10 protein-coding genes are annotated in these 19,492 nt (G+C 42.2%); all 10 read right to left on the bottom strand.

The annotated features are described in order from the left end of the window. Window positions 1-67: 67 nt before the first annotated feature. The 10 genes from QUD85_RS09500 to QUD85_RS09455 are packed head-to-tail and all read right to left on the bottom strand — an operon-like array spanning window position 68 to window position 19,349. Complete coding sequence (locus QUD85_RS09500) at window positions 68-1,573, bottom strand: sialate O-acetylesterase (protein ID WP_286218608.1); 1,506 nt, start codon at window positions 1,571-1,573, stop codon at window positions 68-70. A 15-nt stretch (window positions 1,574-1,588) separates the two neighbouring features. Further along, window positions 1,589-4,195 (bottom strand): DUF1800 family protein, encoded by a 2,607-nt coding sequence (locus tag QUD85_RS09495; protein WP_245732137.1) that lies wholly within the window; start codon window positions 4,193-4,195, stop codon window positions 1,589-1,591. 3 nt (window positions 4,196-4,198) lie between these two features. Then, entirely contained in the window at window positions 4,199-5,641 is a 1,443-nt protein-coding gene (locus QUD85_RS09490; RefSeq protein WP_093331311.1) for a DUF1501 domain-containing protein, read from the bottom strand. A gap of 12 nt (window positions 5,642-5,653) precedes the next feature. Further along, window positions 5,654-8,581 (bottom strand): glycoside hydrolase family 2 protein, encoded by a 2,928-nt coding sequence (locus tag QUD85_RS09485; protein ID WP_093331308.1) that lies wholly within the window; start codon window positions 8,579-8,581, stop codon window positions 5,654-5,656. Window positions 8,582-8,589: 8 nt separating this feature from the next. Next, complete coding sequence (locus QUD85_RS09480; protein ID WP_093331305.1) at window positions 8,590-10,242, bottom strand: sulfatase; 1,653 nt, start codon at window positions 10,240-10,242, stop codon at window positions 8,590-8,592. Then, complete coding sequence (locus QUD85_RS09475) at window positions 10,243-11,835, bottom strand: sulfatase (protein WP_093331303.1); 1,593 nt, start codon at window positions 11,833-11,835, stop codon at window positions 10,243-10,245. A gap of 57 nt (window positions 11,836-11,892) precedes the next feature. Continuing rightward, entirely contained in the window at window positions 11,893-15,171 is a 3,279-nt protein-coding gene (locus QUD85_RS09470; protein WP_093331301.1) for a glycoside hydrolase family 2 TIM barrel-domain containing protein, read from the bottom strand. Then, window positions 15,164-17,413 carry an alpha/beta hydrolase fold domain-containing protein gene (locus QUD85_RS09465; protein WP_093331297.1) on the bottom strand — a complete coding sequence of 750 codons (2,250 nt, stop codon included), beginning with the start codon at window positions 17,411-17,413 and terminating at the stop codon, window positions 15,164-15,166. Before QUD85_RS09465 ends, QUD85_RS09470 begins: the two co-directional genes overlap by 8 nt. Before the next feature lie 5 nt (window positions 17,414-17,418). Further along, a complete protein-coding gene (locus QUD85_RS09460) occupies window positions 17,419-18,966 on the bottom strand; it encodes a sulfatase-like hydrolase/transferase (protein WP_093331351.1) in 1,548 nt (515 codons plus the stop codon). Window positions 18,967-19,007: 41 nt separating this feature from the next. Further along, on the bottom strand, window positions 19,008-19,349 hold the full coding sequence (locus QUD85_RS09455) for an EF-hand domain-containing protein (protein ID WP_093331294.1): 342 nt from the start codon (window positions 19,347-19,349) through the stop codon (window positions 19,008-19,010). Between the last annotated feature and the right edge of the window lie 143 nt (window positions 19,350-19,492).

The following is a 19,492-nucleotide window of genomic DNA, read 5'->3' as shown; positions in this document are numbered from 1 at the left end:
AAGCGCAGAATTACTGCGCTTATCGGTTTAGAGCAGTATTGTTCCGTCTCTATTTTGTATATTAGCTCTATGGTAAGGCTACCTCAAAGGGGGTTGCTGGTAGGCCATCCGCGCTAAATAAGTTAGCCTGTTCAGGATTGTCTGCCCAGGCGTATCGTACAAACTTTGGTTGACTGATGTCGTTATGCCACACCTTTACGCCGCTTGTCGTCAAAGACGCTTTGGCCCATCGAAACTGTTTATCTTGCCCAGCAATGGCAAACCCTTTGAGTTCATTACCCTGTACTTTTAATCCTTTACCTATATGTTCAAGATGAATGAGTACTTGATTATTATTTACCTCAGCGCTTAACAACATAGGGCTGACAAACGAAACGTCTTTTTCGCCATAAGCTAGGTAACGTGCGCCTAATGCGAGTCGTTTACCTACGGTTTCTTTGTCTTTGGGGTGAATGTCGTGTCGTTCGCCAACATCAATCGCTAAGGCCATTGCTGTATGTGGTATGGTTTTAAACACTTGTGTTTGCTGATCACGTAAAATTGCCCAGTTGCTGTCTTTGGGCTGCTCATCAGGCAGACGGAAGTTAGCTAATTGCACGAACATGAAAGGGAGGTTAGGTTGTTCAAAAAGCTGTCGCCAAGACGCGATTAAAGTAGAAAAACGCTTGGCATAATCATTTGGCTTGTTCGTGTTGCTTTCCCCTTGATACCAAATTACACCTTTAAATCTCATTGGCTGAAGCGGTGCTATCATCGCGTTGTAAAAACCCGTTGGCTTAAAATCCAACTGCGTTGCTCGGTTGATGGAATAGGGAAGCTTTTTGTTAGGGTTTGCTTTACGCCAAGCTTGCCGCTTCGCTTTATACTGCGCTAAAAGTTGCTCCTTGAATTCGCTATTTTGCAACTGTTGAGCTAACGTTTGCGCGTTTGGAAAAAGCGACAAAGCTGAGAGACTCATCCAAGATTCTACCGGAGAGGCACCTACATTTGACGATATAATGCCGATAGGGACATCACGATATTGCGCTAGTTCTTTTGCAAAAAACCAGGACACGGCTGAAAACTGGCCGATAGTCGATGCGCTCGCTTGTAGCCATTTTCCATGCTTTATATCGCGTTGTTCTCCGTTAAAGTTATAATTTCGCTGTACTTTGAAGTGTCGAATATCGGGATAGCTTTTTTGATGCTTTTCATCTGGGAAACGCGAGATAACCTGTTCTAAGGTATACGCCATATTGGATTGACCGCCCGCTAAAAATACGTCGCCAAAGGCGATATCAGAGAGCGTTATAGTGTTAACGCCAACTACCTTAATAGTATGTCCAGTACTAGCCGCTTGTGCTGGTAAGGTGACTAACCAATTTCCTTGTTTGTCGGCTTGCGCACGATATGTTGCCCCTTTAAAGAAGACGCTAATGTCTTCTTTAGGTGCTGCGTGGCCCCATAAGTTAACCGGTTCGCCTCGTTGGATTACCATATGATCAGCAATAACTTTTGCTAACGATACCAAGGCGTAGGCTGGTTGAAAGGCGAGTATGCCTAAGATTAACGATAGTGACGTTATGAATTTCATTTTACTGGTACTCATTTATTGCTGCACAAGACTTTCAGGCGCATTAAATACGCCGTAGACCGCTAATTTTAGTTTTTCATTAACAGTGGACGTAGCAACAACGGCGTCAATGATAGCTTGATAGCTTTCACTATTATCAGGCTGTGATAATTGTCCGGCATTTAAATATCTATCTAAGTGATCAACCACGGCCTTAGCTTTGTCGTGGTCACTGCCACTCGTCTGGCTATGTAACACATTAAGATAATGATAAGAAAGTTTTACTGCAACTTGCTGCTGGCTATAGCTACTTTTGTTAAATGACGACCAACGAGCAAAACCAGCATCGATTAATTGATAGCTAGCGTTGAGGGTAGACACTAATTGACTTTCAGTCATAAGTTGCAGTTCTGGCGCTACAAGTGAGGCATTAGCAAGCGCACCAGGTGGCGTGTAGTCAGGTTGGAAAAAGTTAAATACAGAGTCTGCCCCTAAACTATACTGCCCAATGTTTATATCACCCACTCTTAGCAGAGTAGCATTGTCTGCAAATTGTGCGAGCTGAGACGCGTTTATACCTTGCTCGTATAGCGTTATGCTGGAGTATGCCTCTAGCAAACGCATCAGTGCAGTAAAGCGAATGACAGGTTCTTTCACTTTGCCGTGCGTTGTAGAGTAAAACACGCTAGGGTTACGTGCTTCTGGATCGAGCAGAATAGCTTTAATCGTTGCACGCATGTCGCCTTTTGTGCCAAAAGCTTGGGCCACGCGTTCTATATAATCAGGGCTAGGGTTTGACGTAACAAAGCGCTTAATTAATTGTTCAGCTATCATAGGCGCAGTTGAGCTGTGCGCTACAATATACTCAATAACCTCCGTAAGCTCTTGATCGGCATTTTCAACGCTTGCTTCACGAGCAGGAATTTCAATTGCAGTACTGCCATCGGTAAACAAGGTTTTTTGCTCAAAATCATGCTGCTCTGCAAAGAATATCATGGGTTCAATCCAGCGATACTGGTTTTCTTTGACGCTAGGGTAGCGATTAAAGTATTGGTTTTTAGTTTTCTCGTCATTTAACGTTACGTAGCTAAAACTTAAACCCGTAAAAACTCTCGCGAGTGCTTTAATCGTGTCGTTGTCGTATGTTGGAGCAGGTAAGTTGCTTTCATTTAACTTGATGCCGCCATTTTGTTGCCTATGCACAAGACCAAAGCTAAAGAGTTGCATAATTTCTCGAGCATAATTCTCATCAGGGAAGGTGCCTTGCTCGGCGTCGGCTTTAGTATTTCTCAGATGACTGAGCCAAAAGCCCATGATTGGGTGACGCGAGGTATCTTCCAGTAACACCGTGTAGTGACCAAAGGCATTGCCTGCAAGCATATCCCAATAGCTAGCAACGCCACGGTGAGCATTTCTAATCTTGTTAACTTCATCGCCAATCACTAGTATTTCACTTAATGCAAAGGCCATTCTGTGTCTTAGTTGGTCATCTGCATACACGGCAATAGGCCAGAAGGCATCTCGCCTTGCATGCCAACCATCTTCCTCTGAAAAGTGTGTATTGGTAGCGTCGGTGAGTGAGAGCATCGATGTTGGCGTTAGCGCAAATTGTTTTTCAATCCAGGCGTCGTATACCTGAATTCTGTTGCTGCCAGAATCATCCATTTGCGCCTTTAGTGCATCAACTTCCTGCGGTGTTGCGCCAAAGGTAGATTGGTTTAGAAAACGGACAATATCACGCTCTAAATCGGCTGCTGTAAAGGTCGATTGCTGCGGTGGTTGTACCGAATTGTCATAATTGAAGGTGGCATATATTTCACCTTCGGGATAATTAGCGGTGTGAATATTTATGTAAAGTTCACCAGCGTATAAAGCATCGATTAATTGTTGCTTTGTGGTAAATGGCCCACTTGGTGAAAGGTCCCACACATAATTTGAAATCGAACCTTTATGTTCGATATCCTTTATCATGGCACCATGAGGCGCTAGGTGGATATGCTGATCTGTCTGTGCCGTCGACAAGTTGTCAAAGGAATAGCTAAGCGTTGCTTGCTCATTGTCTCCTTGCACAACAAGCGAAGCGACACCACTAGCCACCGTTGATACCCCAGACTGGGCGCTAAAGTAGCCCAAAAACACCTTACCATTGTCATTTATATTTTCCGCATCAGCTACTGTAATGTCTACTGTGTGCTCGTTTGCAAGTTGGTACTGCTCATTAGCGCTTAATTTAACGGTGAGTGTTTCAACCACTTCAAAGAGGTTATCCTTGCTAGCATGAACTTCTATTACACGGCTGTTTTGATTAGCGAGTAACATCAAGCTATCTGTGACTTCACCGCCGTCGCTATAAAGCATTGCAATATCTTCATTACCAGCAATACCATCAGCTGTATCACTTAGGGTGAAATCGACAGAAATCGCTTCATCGCCCGAATCTCTAGAAAGCTTAAACTTGGCAATTTTTCCACTTTTTTCAATTGCATTTGCTTCAACAATATCAATAGAAATTGTCGGGATAACCTTGGCTGGCGGCTCTATTGGCGGCGCTGGTGGCGGTGTGTCTTCTCCTGAACTACCGCCACAAGCAGAAAGGTTTAGAGCAAATGCCATCAGCGCGATTGTAGTTATTAAATTTTTCATGGCTTACTCCTTAAATAATGCTAGATTTAGTGCGTCGCTAAACGGGTCTTCAAAGTTGCTCAGTGACGGAAAAATGTCTGCGAGCTCTGCTTTGTCAACACCAAACCAATGGGCAATGTGAGCATTGATGTAACTTGTTGGTGTAGTTGGTATCCATCTACCTCGTGCACTATCTACGTCCAGTCCCTGGCCTACATTGAGATCGGGGTGTTCGCCAAATAATTGACCGCCGTTAATTGCACCTCCCATAATCATTGCCATGCCTCCCCAAGCATGGTCTGTACCGGCATCTTCAGTGCTATCATTAGGCGTCAATGTGCGACCAAATTCTGAACCGATAAATGTTACGACCTGATCAAAGTCACCTTGTGCCGATAGCGCCTGTTTAAATGCCGTGATCGCTTGGTCTACGTCATAAAGTTGTGACGATTGGTCCGATAACAAGTTTTGGTGGGTATCAAATCCGCTAAGTGTTACGTAGTAAATAGGACGTTTGTTGGTGTTTGATTGTTTACCTGCAATCATTTTGGCGATGGTCTTAAGCGCCTTGCCTAATTTTGTGTCAGCATTTTCAAATAACTGGTCATAGTCTACGCCGTTACTTTCGGCAACATCAAAGGCGTCATTAATCACCGCTTGCGCCTTCTTTACGCTACCAAAAGTCTGTGCGTATTTTTCTGCCATCAAGTGACGAGTGCTGTTTGATTCAGAAAATAGCGTGTCTAGCATAGTTTTATTGTGACCAGAATTGCCGCGAATGTTCTCTATGCCATTTAAACCAAGGGTAAAGGTATTAAGCGAACCACCTTCGCTAACTTGGAAGGTGTTTAGCCCCGACAGCGAAATTAGCGGTGATACATTTTGATCGGGGTTTTGAGCACTTAATAGCTCTGCGACTTTTCCGCCCCAGCCATAGTTAAATCGTGCACTGGGTTCACTTTGAAACTGACGCTGTTGGTCTGAATGAGAAAACAACTGAGGAGGTAGCGCCACCGACTTGTCTAAAAATTGCTGGCGAGATGTCGGTGCAAGTAAATTGCCGGTATTGCAAATAAACGATAGCTCACCATTGTTAAAGAGTGAGGCTAAGCCACTACAACTTGGGTGTAACCCAAACGTTGATTGCTCGCCACCGCCGTATATGGGTGCGGCTTTTGTAACATTGATTGGGTGTAGAACGTCTTCACTAATGGCGACATTGCCACGATGTTGCTCATAGCGCGAACGCAGCGCATTGCTCCCCATAGGAACTAAGGTGTTATGCGCGTCATTGCCACCAGCAAGTAAAATATAGACCAAGGCTTTATAGTCACCGCTACCATCAGAAAGTAGCTCCGTTGCATTTGCTACGCTGACTAGGCCAGTTGAGCTTAAGCACGCGCCAGCAGAAAGCGATAAAGATGCTTTAAGTAATGTTCTTCTTGTTATTGTTTTCTTTAAATGCATATGACCGCCTTTTTATTTTTGTACGCGTTTTAATACATAGTTAATTAAGTTGTTTGTAATGATGTCAGCGACAGGATCACGAGATAAATGAGGTATCAACTCTAGTGTGTTTAACCATATCTCTCCTCGGCCAAGCTTTACGCTTGTGATGTCTGTTCCCGTCCATACGTCGCCAGGGCCAGCATAATGTCGTTTCATCAATGTCATATCTGGAAAGTTGTCATTGGCAACGACAGTTACGATGTGGTCATGTTCAATGCCCACCATCGACATTTTTGCTCTTACGTTTTCATATACGCCGTACATCGCTTGGTTTTGTGGCAATTTCTCGAAAATGGGATGCTCGGCGACAACATGGGACATGCCTGCCCATAGTCCCGACGACGCTTTAATGTCTACTTCAAAAGGCAAGAACTGGCTGTAACCTCGACTTAGCACGCCACTGTTCCATTTCGGACGTTGATACGGAAATTGCAAGTAAATCACGTGCCCGCCACGCTCTGCAAACCTTTGTAATTGTTGATTTAACGTTCGATAGTCTTGGTTTTGTTTTAATGCAACTATGACTGGAACGTCTATGGCTAAATTGTCAGTAAAACCGATAATTGCCTGATTTTGGTCAGTTAAATACTGGCGTAATCTGCCTGTTTCGTCGACTATCGCAATCGGGTTTTTACTCAAAGTAGGTAAATCAAATACATCGAATTCGATCGTGTTTTGTGTAATTGTCTTACCGTTTTCACTTAGGGTAGCAGTTACTAAATACTTGCCGGCGCGCATAATTTTATCTGTAGCATCTTGCATTAACTGAGATACATGACGGCGATAGTCAACAGCTTTTTTATGTTGCCAAATGGCGTTGCCATGGGCGTCTGTTACTTCAACATGCAAAGTTGCCGTTAATCCGCTTAAATCATTTATACCCGTCACCGACAGTTTAATTGCGCTGCCAACATAGGCATTTCGTGGAAACGTGCGCAAGGAAAGAATACGAGGTTGATTCGCGGCTTTGGTTTTTTCATAGACGGCTTCTTTTGGATTTCGCCACAAGTCTAAAATTCCTGCGCCCATAATCCAATCACCACCAGTAAGCGCATGGACGCAGTAGCCTGTTACATTGGCATTTGCCCGTGTCGCTTCAATCATTCTAGCGTTAGCTAGTGCATGAATTTCTTGCTGTTCATGATAAAAGGCCGTGGGCGACTGATATACGTTAGATAATTCAGTAGTGATAGTTTGTTCTAACTGTTGCCCTAACTTTTTGTGATAGCGAGTTGCTGGCACAATGGGATTGCCTTGCTCAGCAAATTGCGCATTAACACGCGTATAGTCTACGTAACTGCCATAACCGAGCTCAGAAACAAAACTGGTGACATTTTCTTTGACATTGTGACCAATAGGCTTGCCTTTAATGCCTAACGCTTTCCTTTGTTGTGCGGTATGGCCGACACCTAAAAATTTGTCATACCAAAGGTTGGTCATATTTGGTCCTGGATAGGTATGCACATCATTGAAGTGTTCAAATTTTCGGCTGTGAGGTAGATATACTTTAGCGCCAAAGGCCCAGCCACCAGACTCGTCGAGGATCAAGCGGCTTGGATCGTTGTCGCGCGCAAGCATTGCCGTTTCAGCCATCATTTGTTTCAAGATAGGGCGTCGTAATTCATTAAACAGCTCCCACATCACAATAGATGGACGGTTTCTGTCTTTACGTATGGTTTCAGTAATTTCGAAGTTTACTCGTCGTGGAAGATCCGGCGTGTTTACTGGTAAATCCATACACTCCAATACCGGCGAGCCAATCACCATAACGCCCATTTCGTCGGCTAAGTCTAACCACTCTGGTTGTGGTGGTCTTCGCCACGGGCGTATCATATTAAAACCGGCTTCTTTGGCGAGTTGGATTTCTTTTCGTGCCATAGCTAAATCGATAGGTGTTGCCACACCTACTGGATAAACCCCTTCTAAAAACACCGCTTTTACGTAGGTTTCTTTGCCATTCAAGTAAAAACGTTTGTCTTGGATTGTAAATTCTCTATATCCAAATCGGTCACTAACGGCATGACTCTTTTCGCCGTCTCGTATTAGGGTAACTATGGCTTTGTATAAAAAGGGCGAGTCAGGAGACCAATATTGAGGGTTTTTGATTTTTATAGTGGTCGCGACAGCATTCTTACCTGGTTGAAAAGAGCGGTCGAGCTTCTGTGTTGCAACGATTTTTCCTGATGTTACTTCTTCTATATCTATACGGACGGTGTCTTTGCTGTAGAACTCATCAAAATTAGTGATTTCCAATGCTACATTGGTTTCATTTGTTGCTAGATTAGTGTGAACGTAAAGATCGTCAATAAAGGTTTTTTTACTTGCAATTAAACGTACAGATTGCCATATGCCACCGGTAATACCACCTCGCCACTGTGGCGTCTCCATTGCCCCCATACCATCAATTACTTTGTCTGTATCAAGTAAAATAGGACCTACAACGCGCAATGTGATCACATTTTCTTTATCAAAGTGAAGCATACTATCAATACGAAATGAAAATGGGGTAAAGCCGCCTTCATGAACGCCAACAACGTGGTCATTAAGGTAAACTTCAGCACGATAATTAACCGCGTCAAAATTTATGTGCACAATGTTGTCTTGCCATGCAGCATCCACCTTGAATGCTTTTCGATATATGGCAACGCCTTCATAGTCTTTTTCTATGCGTTCCCAAACACTAGGCACAGTGATAGGTTTTATGTTTTTCTGTGCGAGGAAGTTTGCATTTTTATATAGTTGCTGCGTCTTTCCATTATTTTCTTTATCAAAAATGATTTGCCATTGCCCATCAAGTGACTGGGTTTCATGATGTGATTTTTGTGCATGCAAGAACGGCGACAAAACCAATGCCATTAAAAAAATCAATGTTTGTTTTAATACTGAAAGCTTAAACATAGTTGTCTCTAGTTATAATTTTTATTAATCAATGTTTTAACTGATAAAGCCAATTGTGCTTTGATTGTTTGGTAATCTTTATGGTCAGCTAAGTTTGTCCACTCATGCGGGTCATTGGCGTGATCATAAAGCGCCTCCTCACCATTTTTATATACCGTATATCGCCACTGTTTAGTGCGATATGTGTATGTTTGTTGCCAAATATAGTGCTTAGGTAAATCTGTAATTATTTTGATATGCCAATCAACATGTTTATTGAATCTCACGCCGACATCTTTAATAGGCGAAGTAATACCTGCTCCCATTACCGTGAGTGCGCCATCTGGTCCTTGCCATTGACTGGCGCTCTGGTCATCTAAAAAGGGCATCAAGCTATAGCCGCCAATAGTGCCTGCGCCATCTCTTTTTTTATGCTGTGGGCTTAAATCAAACAGTTCAACAAAGGTTGGAAAGATATCAATGAGAGAGACCGCTTGTTCTACTTTTATATTTGCTTTGGTTACGCCGGGAATACGCCAAAACATTGGGATCCTGGTACTTTCTTCCCACGGAGAATTTTTATAAAGAAAGTCTTTCTCACCCATTTGCCAGCCATGGTCACTGGTTAAAACAACAACAGTGTTGTCAGCGAATGGGGACTCATCAAGCGCAGAAAGCAGCAAACCCACTTGGTCATCCATAAAAGTAATACATGCTAAATAAGCCTGTAAAAATCGCTTAAGACCTTCTTCATCACCGTCAAACGAAGCTTGCAATGCATCAAAATAGCTAAGCCCAATGTGTTGTTTAGTGTAATTTCGAATAAAGGGTGTATCTTCAATATCATTAACTTTAATGTCGGGTAATACAATTGATTCCAACGGATACATATCGAAATAACGCTTAGGCGCATAAAGCGGTGTGTGAGGCCTAACAAATCCTACTCCAAGAAAAAAAGGCTGACTATGTTTGTCAGTTGCCATGTCCTTAAGTTTGTTTATTGCCCACCTAGCGTGTGCTTCATCAGGTAGTAGGTCTCTATTGTCTTCATTTTCGTAGTGAAAAGGTGCAAAAGGGTAGCCCCAACCAGCAGGCCTTTTACTAGGCTGATTTGTATCGAATGTTGGCACATCACTTAATGGGGCAAATGAACCATCGACAATATTAATTTCACGAAAGGGTTTAGGAACTGATGGATGCCCGGTTATGTTATTACCATCGTAGGCGTGAGGACCGTAATTCATGCGAGTAGGTACGCCCCAATCATGCCATATTTTAGCAATATTGTTGTGCAACAACTTGCCAGTACCGTAGAGTTTGTAACCTTTGTCTTTAAATAACTCCAAAAATGTTTTGTTGTGTTTTAACACGTATTGTTGATGCATAGGCGTCCAGCCAAAATCTCTAGAATCATGCGGATACACGCCAGTAAACATGCTGGATCGGGATTGCGAACAAACGGGCACATTTGTATGCGCATTAGTAAATGAAACGCCGCTTGCGGCAAGTTTGTCTAAATTGGGTGTTTTAACTTGAGGGTGACCACCTAAAGCGCCAACGTAATCATTTAAGTCATCCACCATGATAAACAACACATTTTTTTGCTCATTGGCAGTTACCGGTGCAAGTAAAAGCAAGCTCAGCAGCAGGGCATAGCAGTGGTTGCAAAATAGGCGCTTCATTTAAAGTGCGCCTTTTGTTAGCAAGCTAAGTTGTTTAGCCAACAGTTTCTTTTGTTCTGCGTAGGCTTTGTCTTCTGCAAGGTTGTGAAATTCAGTCGCGTCTTGAGCATGGTTATATAATTCTTCTTTACCATTGCTGTATTGAATATAGCGCCACTGTTTGGTCTTTAGAGCAAAGCTGGGTTTACCATTGGCCGCTACAACAGTAAGCGCATAGCGCTTTCTAGATTCACTCTTATTGATGAGAGGCTGCAAGTTTAGACCATCAAGTTGATGTTTTACTGCCTTTTCAGGCTTATCGTTTGTTGCATAGTTTACGATGGTCGGGTATACGTCGATTAAGCTAACAGCCTGATCAATGTCGACCGCATTTGGCTGCCTAGCGTCGTAAATTATTAACGGAACTTTGGTGGAACGTTCCCATAAATTATTTTTAAAAAGATTGTCTTTCTCGCCTAAGTTGTAGCCGTGATCGCTGGTGAAGATAACAATCGTGTTATTTGCAAAACGACTTTGCTCTATTGCTTGCAACATAATGCCAACTTGTTCATCCATAAAGCTCACGCTTGCAAGGTACGCTTGGTAATAGGTTTTTAGCGCTACTTCTTTATTCTCATAAGAAGCCATTAGCAAATCATAATGCTTGCGTCCCTTAGATGGCTTGCCTTGATAGATTGATTCGAAATAAGTATCTGCATCATCATCTTTAAGAAATGTAGGCAAGTTAATCTTATCAATAGGGTACATGTCGAAGAATCTATCAGGCACCACTAAAGGCGTATGTGGTCTGATTAAGCCGGTAGTAATAAAGAACGGCTTATCCAAGTTTTCTTTATCAAATTGCTTGATTTTATTGGCTGTCCAATTGGCATACATTTCATCAGGTAACAAGTCACGTTGTTGTTCGCTAGTGTATTTGAAAGGCTTCTTAAAACCGCCGTAATACCAACCATTAAAACCAGGTTTACCCTCACTTTCGGCAACAATTGGTACGTCTGATAAACGGGTAAACGTCGAGTCTAAAGGCCCCACTTGTTGATTGTAAGGTGCTGGCACATTAGGGTGTTGCGTTGTTTTTACACCATCAAATGCAAGCGGCGTGTAGTCAGGCCTAATGCCATATTCATCCCATGCTTTTGGCCATTGATGATGCATCACTTTGCCGGTGCCTGCGCTGTAATACCCGAGCTTCGATAGGGTTTGCATCATGGTGTCTGTTTCTAGCAATATCTTATTTTTACGCCAGTGGGTGAAACCATATTGCCCAGATTTATGTGGATAAATACCTGATAGCATGCTTGCACGGGAAGGGGAGCATACAGGGGCGTTAGAATGAGCATTAGTAAATATTGCGCTTTTCTTGGCTAGCTCATCTAAATGGGGAGTATGTACGCCAATTTCAGCGTTCAGTGGACCGATAAAGTCGTTTAAATCATCGGCAATGATAAGCACTATATTGGGTTGTTTATTGGTTTGATTAGCCTCAACGAAAGCGGCTGTATTTCCAGAAGATGCATTAGCAAAAGGAACCTTTACTTCCTCACTTAACCAAATTAGCGCGATGAGAGCAAACATATAAGCAATGTATTTCATTTTACTACTCCTTGGAAAAAGTAAAGGCAACACTTGCGTGTTGCCTTTTTTAACGATTTATAGATTGTTATGTGTACCAATCTTGATAGCCTGATCAGCGCTATAGTTCGGCGCAGAATTAACAGGGGTTAGCTGGAAGGAATAGCTGTAATTTTGTGGTTTTAACAAGTATTTCTTCCACGCGATTGCGCCCCAACTATTATCGCCACCGACACCATTTTGCTTAAAGTCGATATTTACATTAACCAAATCTTGCTTAACGATATCGATATAATGACGTTGTGTCTTTTCAACACCTGGATCGAACTCTGCCATAGGCTGATGATGCACACTAAAATCGAATGTCGGGCTACCAGTAACTTTTAAACCGATACCGTTTTTATTAGTTAGCGTAGCCCATCGAATATCGCTTCTGTTGCCATTTTCTTGAGGTCGAATGTAGTCAAACGCCATATCTTGAACTTCACCTTGGTAGATGCCCACAAATGCTGAGGTTTTTCTATCCCAGTAGTTCTCATGAGGACCACGACCGTAGTAGTTGACTTGGTCAAAACCGACTGGCATTTGGAAGTTGGTGCCGATACGAGGAATGCTACTAAACTTATTACGTTTTTTCTTTTTACCTTTGATTTCAACAGCGATTTTTTCATTAGCATTGCCGGCGAATTCAAACGCAACGTCAATATTTAATGCGCCATTGCCATTAACCGTATAAATGTACTTAACGTTTGATTCTGCTTCAGCTAGCACAACCGTTTGTTCTAGGACGACAAGATTATCTGTTGCTGAAACTACCTTTATCCCTTGCCCTTGTTGGTTATAGCTTGCTTGTTTCCATAGCTGTGCTCGTTTTACAAACGCATTTTCCCCACCACCAAAATCGTTGTCAGTCGGTGCTCGCCATAGATTGAATTTAAGCGCTTCTTTCAGCAATTCTGTTTGTTCGACCTGATAAGAGGTTAAATAACCAGACTGATCAAATGTCAATGTTGCACTGCCCGCAGAAACCACGGTGTTCTTGTCGTCATTGCTGACAGAAACCGAACCTGAAGCATTGTCATTGAACATTGGGGCGCTGCCTTGTTGCAGTAAAATTTGTTCACTTGCTAACAAGTGACCTTCTTCAACCAATGGATGCTGGCCTTTTGCGGTCGCGTAAAAGTTTACGTAGTACTCTTTGCCTGAGGTCAATGCAGGTAACTGTTCAGCTAAACTGAAACTAACGTTACTTTGGGCAGCCGCAACGGCATCAACGGCACCTGTTTTTACAACAACACCGTCTTCAATCAGACGCCACGCAATGTTTGTGTCTGATGAATCGCTAAAGAATTTTTCATTAAATAGCTCAAATTCGCCATTTGCCTGCTTAGAAAAATGAAGATCTTGATAGACTTTCTTCACTTCAAACAATGCAGGGTGCGGCGTACGATCAGGATTAACCAAACCGTTTAGACAGAAATTACCGTCGTTATAGACGCCTTCTGGCTCAAAGTCGCCACCATAGCCCCAAAACTCATTACCATTTTCATCCTTGGTGATAAGGCCTTGGTCCATCCAGTCCCAAATGAAACCGCCTTGAACTTGATGCTCTGCGCGCACAAAGTCCCAGTACTCTTTAAAGTTACCGTTGGAATTACCCATAGCATGAGAGTATTCCACCCAGAAGAAAGGGCGCTCAGGGTACTTACCAATATACTCTTTCTTTAACTTATCTACTTGGCGATACATCCAAGTAACAGCATCTTGGTGAGGTCTTGTTTTCGCCGTGTATTTTGATTGCTGCTCAGCGCGCTCATAAATGGTTAACCTAGAGTCGTCACGTTGTTTTAACCAATCATACGCTTTAACGTAGTTAATACCGTCGCCAGCCTCATTACCCATAGACCAAAAGGTGATCGATGGATGGTTTTTATCGCGTTCAACCATACGCTCAATGCGGTCTAAATGCATACCTTCAAACTCAGGATTGTTTGCTGGTGTGTCAGTTGGCTTATAGTGAAAACCATGAGATTCAATATTGGCTTCATCAACGATATAAAGACCATATTTGTCTGCTAAGTGATAAAAATATGGGTCGTTAGGGTAGTGTGCAGTGCGAACCGCATTGATGTTGTTTTCTTTAAACATTTTGACATCAGCTAGCATACTTTCGCGTGATACGACATGGCCATTGCGTTCGTCATGTTCGTGTCTATTTACACCCTTAAGTAAGATCGCTTTACCATTGACAAGAAATTGACCATCTTTAAGCTCTACCGTTTTAAAGCCTATGTGTTCACCGATATATTGCGTCGGTGTATCACCGTCGTATTGCGTCTCTATCATTAATTGATATAAGTTAGGTGTTTCGGCTGACCATGCTGCAACGTCTGCAATTTCAATTTGCTGGTTGATAGATTCTTCTTGGCCAGACAGGACAATTCTACTGGTAGATGTAGCTGCGACTACATTACCATCGCTATCGGCTAAGCTTACATTCACCTTCACTGTTTGTGCATGTGAATCCTTATTTGCTACGTCAATGGTTAAATCAAGTAAGCCATTTGAATAGTCGTCTGTAAGCGTTGTCTTAGCAAAAAAGTCTCGTACATAGGTGTTTGGCGCTGTATGAAGGTAAACATCGCGTTCAATGCCTGATACTCGCCAAAAGTCTTGGTCTTCCAAGTAACTACCATCGGTATGACGAATAACCTTGGCGGCAAGCACGTTTTCACCGTCAATAAGGTATTTTGTAATGTTAAATTCGGCCGCCGTTTTTGAACCTTCACTGTAACCAACTTCTTGGCCGTTAACGTAGAGATAAAAACCTGAGTTAACACCAGCAAAATGAATAAAGACCTGCTGTCCGTCCCAGTCGCTAGGCACGGTGAATGTGGTACGATAAGCACCCGTTGCATTCTCGTCTTGTGGCACAAATGGCGGATTTTTTGGGAACGGGTACTCTATATTTGTATAGATAGGGTAATCATAACCGTGCATTTGCCAATTGCTAGGCACAGGTAATTCATCCCAATTAGACACATCATATTCTGGTTTAAAAAAGTCTGCTGGAACCGAAGATGGATTCGGTGACCAATGGAATTTCCAGTCACCATTTAATAATTTGTAGTAGGGCGAGTTTTCGTATTTGTCTGCACTGACTTTGTCCGCGCTGTCATAAGGCACGAATGTAGCTCTAGGCGCTTCAGTATTTACCTTAAAAACACTCAAATCTTGCCAATAAACATAGTCGGTTTGACTATGAGACGGCTCTACTGTGGCCGCTGAATCCTGTTGGCATCCAGATAAACCAATGATACCCGCTAATACTGCCGTAGCTAATTTATGTTTATTCATTATTTTTATACTCTGCTAGTTTTTCAAGCGCTTTTTGTTTCAATGCTTGCAAGTCAAAAGCTTGTTTTTCTAATACTTTGTTAGTGTCATCCACGCCTTCAATAGCGTTAGATAGTAAATTATTTTCAAAGACAAAACTTTTGAGATTTTTGTGACTCACTTTGAGCTTTTCTTCAAAGTAAATCGTGTTGTTTGTAAAGAATGTATCGTTAGGAAATTGCTTACCCCAGTCATCCATATCGATCAGTGTATTATCAATGTTTGCTGCTTTTTTGGGCACGATAATGATGTTGTCGTATATTCGTGTATTTTCGGTTGGACCGGTTATATGAAATATTGGAGAAAACATACCTTTGTGGGTAGGGTATGGGCGAATACCGTCATTGATACTGATATTGCCGCGGATAATGGTATCGACTGTGCCTTTATTGATGTCTTTGCCAAGTTTAAAGCCATTGTTACAAACTAGTAGGAATCCACCGTAGTTATCATGGCTGTAATTGTATTGAATGACTGAGCCAAAAGAATTGAAATCTGCGTCGTAGCCTTGTCCATCCCATTTCGCTTTGTGTCCGCTTACTTCATTGAATTGAATAACAGTATTATCAGAACTCCATGGCCAGATACCCGCAGCGGCTTCGCCTTGTGGCAGAATATCAGGAAAATCTCGCAAGACGTTGCCCTCTATTAATGCACCGTCGCTGGCAATAACTACGATTCCGTCACCGGGTATTTGTTCGATTAAATTATGCTTAATTTGTACATTTAAGTTTGGATACCATTTCGAACGCTGTGCATTACCGTGAAAATTGATGCCATTGCGACCACTATGATGTAAATAATTATTAGCGATAGTTAATCCGTTATAACGGGTAGGGTAAATGTCGCCGCCATTTCTAATTAAAATAGCACTGCCACCACCTTGCTTCTTAATTAACGAACCATTGACGTTATACACTTCCAATTTTGACAATGTGATACCAGTGAGTTCACCCGCATTGTATCCGTCAACAATAATGCCGCGTCTGCGCGCTTGACGATTTTTACCTTTATTGGTTACCCCTAGATTTGAAACATGGTAGTGAGAAACATTATGCAGTAATAGGCTATGTAATTTTTGCCCCCAACCATGAATGACTGGCTTAGTGCCGTGGCCATATGAACTTATGTGAATCGGTTTACTTTTAGTGCCGCTGCCAATAGGTTCGAGTGTTCCGTTAAAGTGTTGACCGGACTTAAGTAATACTTTATCGCCTGGCATCAAATAGGTTTGATTTATTTTTGCTAAGCTCGACCAGGCTTGCTCTGGCGACAAACCAGAGCGCGTGTCATCGCCATGTTTAGCATCGAGGTAATACACTTTGTTTGGTAACGCGGTTAAATAGTTGTGTTGCGTTAAATACTTATCCATTTCCATCAGCGTTTCAGTATATTTCGACTGATTAAAGAAGCCGTGTTTCTCGCCTTTGTAAATGTGTACCTCAAAACGCGTATTGTATTTTGACAGTGCTTGCTTAAATGCGATCGCGGCTTTAGCCTTTACTGCGGTGTCTTTTTCTCCAAAAAAGCCGATGCCAGCAGGTGTTTTTTCATCGATATTGTGAAGCGGCGAGAAGTCGTGCCAATAGTCGCTTACCCTGTTGTGACCGTACCCATCGGCGCTGTTATCAAATACAGGGTTAAATAGAACCAGTAAATTTGGCCTATAACTGATGGTTTTATCGTCTGTGCTGTGTTCAAAAGCCGTATTAGTCGCCGTTGCTGCAGCTAAATGACCACCGGCAGAACCACCGCCAGCGGCTATCATATTAGGGTTTATGCCTAATGCTTTAGCGTTTTTTCTGATGTAACGCATTGCTGATTTAGCGTCTTTTACGCTTTCTTTTGGCGTTGTACCATGCTGATTTGCGACGCGATAATCGGCGCTAATCGCTACCATGCCGCGTTCTGACAAGTATTTTGCTTGGCGAAAAAAGTGGCTCGCATGTCCTGCATTCCAACCACCACCGTGGAAAAAAACAATGGCTGGTCGGTTGCTTTGCGCTGAATGATTCTTAGGAGTAAAAACGTGCAAGTTTAACGTAAAACCATCAATAACTTTATATTGCTCAACTATGTCTGGCTGGATAGATTGAGTGTCACCTAGCTTATTGGCATCGTTTGAAAGGTTGCTTGGCGTTGAGCACGCTGAAAGCAATACAGTAAGGCAGACGATATAAAACGTAATAGATAAATGCTTCATGGGATTTAATTCGTTAACTTCGGTAATTGTGGTAGTAGGGTGTTGCCACTAATATTTGTTGGATATTGAGCGCCTTGTTGCGCGAGTTTTGCCCGCATAGCAAATACCATATCGTACAGCATTTTAGGTTCAGTTTTGCTTAAATCATTTGACTCAGAGAGGTCATCTTGTAAATTGTAAAGTTGATATTGTTTAACCCCTTTTTTGTTAGCCGGGTTAAAGCGGTATATCAGCTTCCAAGGACCTTTTCTATACGTCGTAAAATACGAATGCCTATGCTCATGGGGAAAGTGCATAAGAAATTCTTTTTCGTCAGCGCTACTGCTTTCGGAACGTAATAGATTTTCACCATCTACTATGTAGTTGTTAGGTAGTGGGACTTGCAATGTTGCTAGCACTGTTGGAAATATATCCATGATAGTGGCTATTTCATTATTGATGTCTGTTTCTATTGGCAATGGATTTTGTGCTGATTCATTTGCCCACCCGATGAGTAATGGTGCACGCATGCCGCCCTCCCAGCTTGTGCCTTTTCTTCCTCTAAAAGGTGCAGCGGTCGCAATGTTATTGTTTTTGCCTATTGGCGAGTCACTGCCATTGTCTCCAGCAAATATGATTAAGGTATTATCCGCAATGTTTAAGTGGTTTAAGTGCGCAACAATATCGCCAAGTGACTTATCAACGCCTTCAACCAAACTGGCAAATGCCTTTGAAGCCTCTTTTTCTTGAGAGGTTTGGTACTTATCTATAAACCGAGGATCAGGTTGAAAAGGGGCGTGAACACCGTAGTGAGACATCAATAGAAAGAAGGGTTTGTGCTGTTTGTCCGATAAGGATATTTGCTTGATAGCTTCTTGTGTCAGCGCTTCAGTTAGAAATGTATCTTGCTCATAATAATGCGCTAAATCCGGAATGTTATGGGTTAGTGCTTTATTTTTTTGTTTAAATTTTTTGTGGTTACCATAATGGTCTTTACCATAATAACTTTTTGGTCTGCCCCAGGCACCGCCAGCGATATTAACTTCAAAACCCAGATTCAGTGGATTTGCACCTTCACTATTTAAAGGGCCAAAATGGCCCTTACCAATATGAATGGTTTTAAATCCACTTTGCTGCAACAGTTTTGGTAATGTAACTGCAGAAGAGGATAATCCTTGCCATTGCCAGTTTGACGGGCCGTATTCACCTTTGTTGTTCTTTGTTGGGTTAATCCAGGTGGTAATATGATGTCTAGCCGCATTCTGCCCCGTAAGCAAGGATGCGCGGCTCGGTGAACAAACGCTTTGCGCGTAAAATTGACTATATCGCGTTCCCCTAGTTGCCAATTCCGTTAAATTTGGCGTCTGGTAATACTCATTCAGAGGAAACTGTTTTTTCTCATTATCTTGGTTACTAATGAATGGAACAGAGGTATCCATTACACCAAGATCATCGACAAGAAAAACGATCACATTGGCTTGCTTTAGTGTAACGTCTTCATTCACTGCAACGGCATTAAAAGCAGTGCAGCTAATTAAAAGTAACCAAAATGAACGATATTGTATCAACGGCATTTGCATGTGCTTGCTTTCTCGAAAAAGGGGCAATCAACTCATTATTTAGCTTTTTTCTTATTCTTCTTTTTCTTGTTTTGTGTTTCAACAAATTCTGAGAACGAAATTTTCCCGTCTTTGTTCACATCCCAGTTGTTAAATTGATTTTTTGATTTTTCGATTTGCTGTTGCGATGTCAAACCCGACTTCTTCATCCATGCACTTGTTTGCGCTTGAAATTCTGTTGGACTTAAACTGCCATTTTTATCGGCATCGAGTTGTTTGAATCGCTTAGTTTGCCAACTAGCTGCTTTTACTTCGGTGTTTTCGTTTGCAATCGCTTGATCAGCAACAGTGATTAAAGTAGCTATTGTTAAAGTTAAGATAACTGTTGATAGTTTCATGGCTTTTGTTCTCTTTTAATTGTTATTTTAAGCGTTGATTCACTGGTAATTACTATGCTCTTTTTACCGTATTCCTATTCTCATTAAAAATCATGAACCTTATATAATAGGGTGGTTTTAATGAAAACGTTCTCCTAATTGCT

Source organism: Thalassotalea agarivorans, from assembly GCF_030295955.1.
GTDB lineage: Bacteria > Pseudomonadota > Gammaproteobacteria > Enterobacterales > Alteromonadaceae > Thalassotalea_D > Thalassotalea_D agarivorans.
This window is presented reverse-complemented; position numbering and strand designations above follow the sequence as displayed.

What these genes read in the sequence shown, in the direction of transcription:
- QUD85_RS09460 (WP_093331351.1), bottom strand. Translation starts at nt 18,966, where the DNA reads ATGCCGTTGATACAATATCGTTCATTTTGGTTACTTTTAATTAGCTGC.
- QUD85_RS09485 (WP_093331308.1), bottom strand. Translation starts at nt 8,581, where the DNA reads ATGTTTAAGCTTTCAGTATTAAAACAAACATTGATTTTTTTAATGGCA.
- QUD85_RS09480 (WP_093331305.1), bottom strand. Translation starts at nt 10,242, where the DNA reads ATGAAGCGCCTATTTTGCAACCACTGCTATGCCCTGCTGCTGAGCTTG.
- QUD85_RS09465 (WP_093331297.1), bottom strand. Translation starts at nt 17,413, where the DNA reads ATGAAGCATTTATCTATTACGTTTTATATCGTCTGCCTTACTGTATTG.
- QUD85_RS09470 (WP_093331301.1), bottom strand. Translation starts at nt 15,171, where the DNA reads ATGAATAAACATAAATTAGCTACGGCAGTATTAGCGGGTATCATTGGT.
- QUD85_RS09490 (WP_093331311.1), bottom strand. Translation starts at nt 5,641, where the DNA reads ATGCATTTAAAGAAAACAATAACAAGAAGAACATTACTTAAAGCATCT.
- QUD85_RS09500 (WP_286218608.1), bottom strand. Translation starts at nt 1,573, where the DNA reads ATGAAATTCATAACGTCACTATCGTTAATCTTAGGCATACTCGCCTTT.
- QUD85_RS09495 (WP_245732137.1), bottom strand. Translation starts at nt 4,195, where the DNA reads ATGAAAAATTTAATAACTACAATCGCGCTGATGGCATTTGCTCTAAAC.
- QUD85_RS09475 (WP_093331303.1), bottom strand. Translation starts at nt 11,835, where the DNA reads ATGAAATACATTGCTTATATGTTTGCTCTCATCGCGCTAATTTGGTTA.
- QUD85_RS09455 (WP_093331294.1), bottom strand. Translation starts at nt 19,349, where the DNA reads ATGAAACTATCAACAGTTATCTTAACTTTAACAATAGCTACTTTAATC.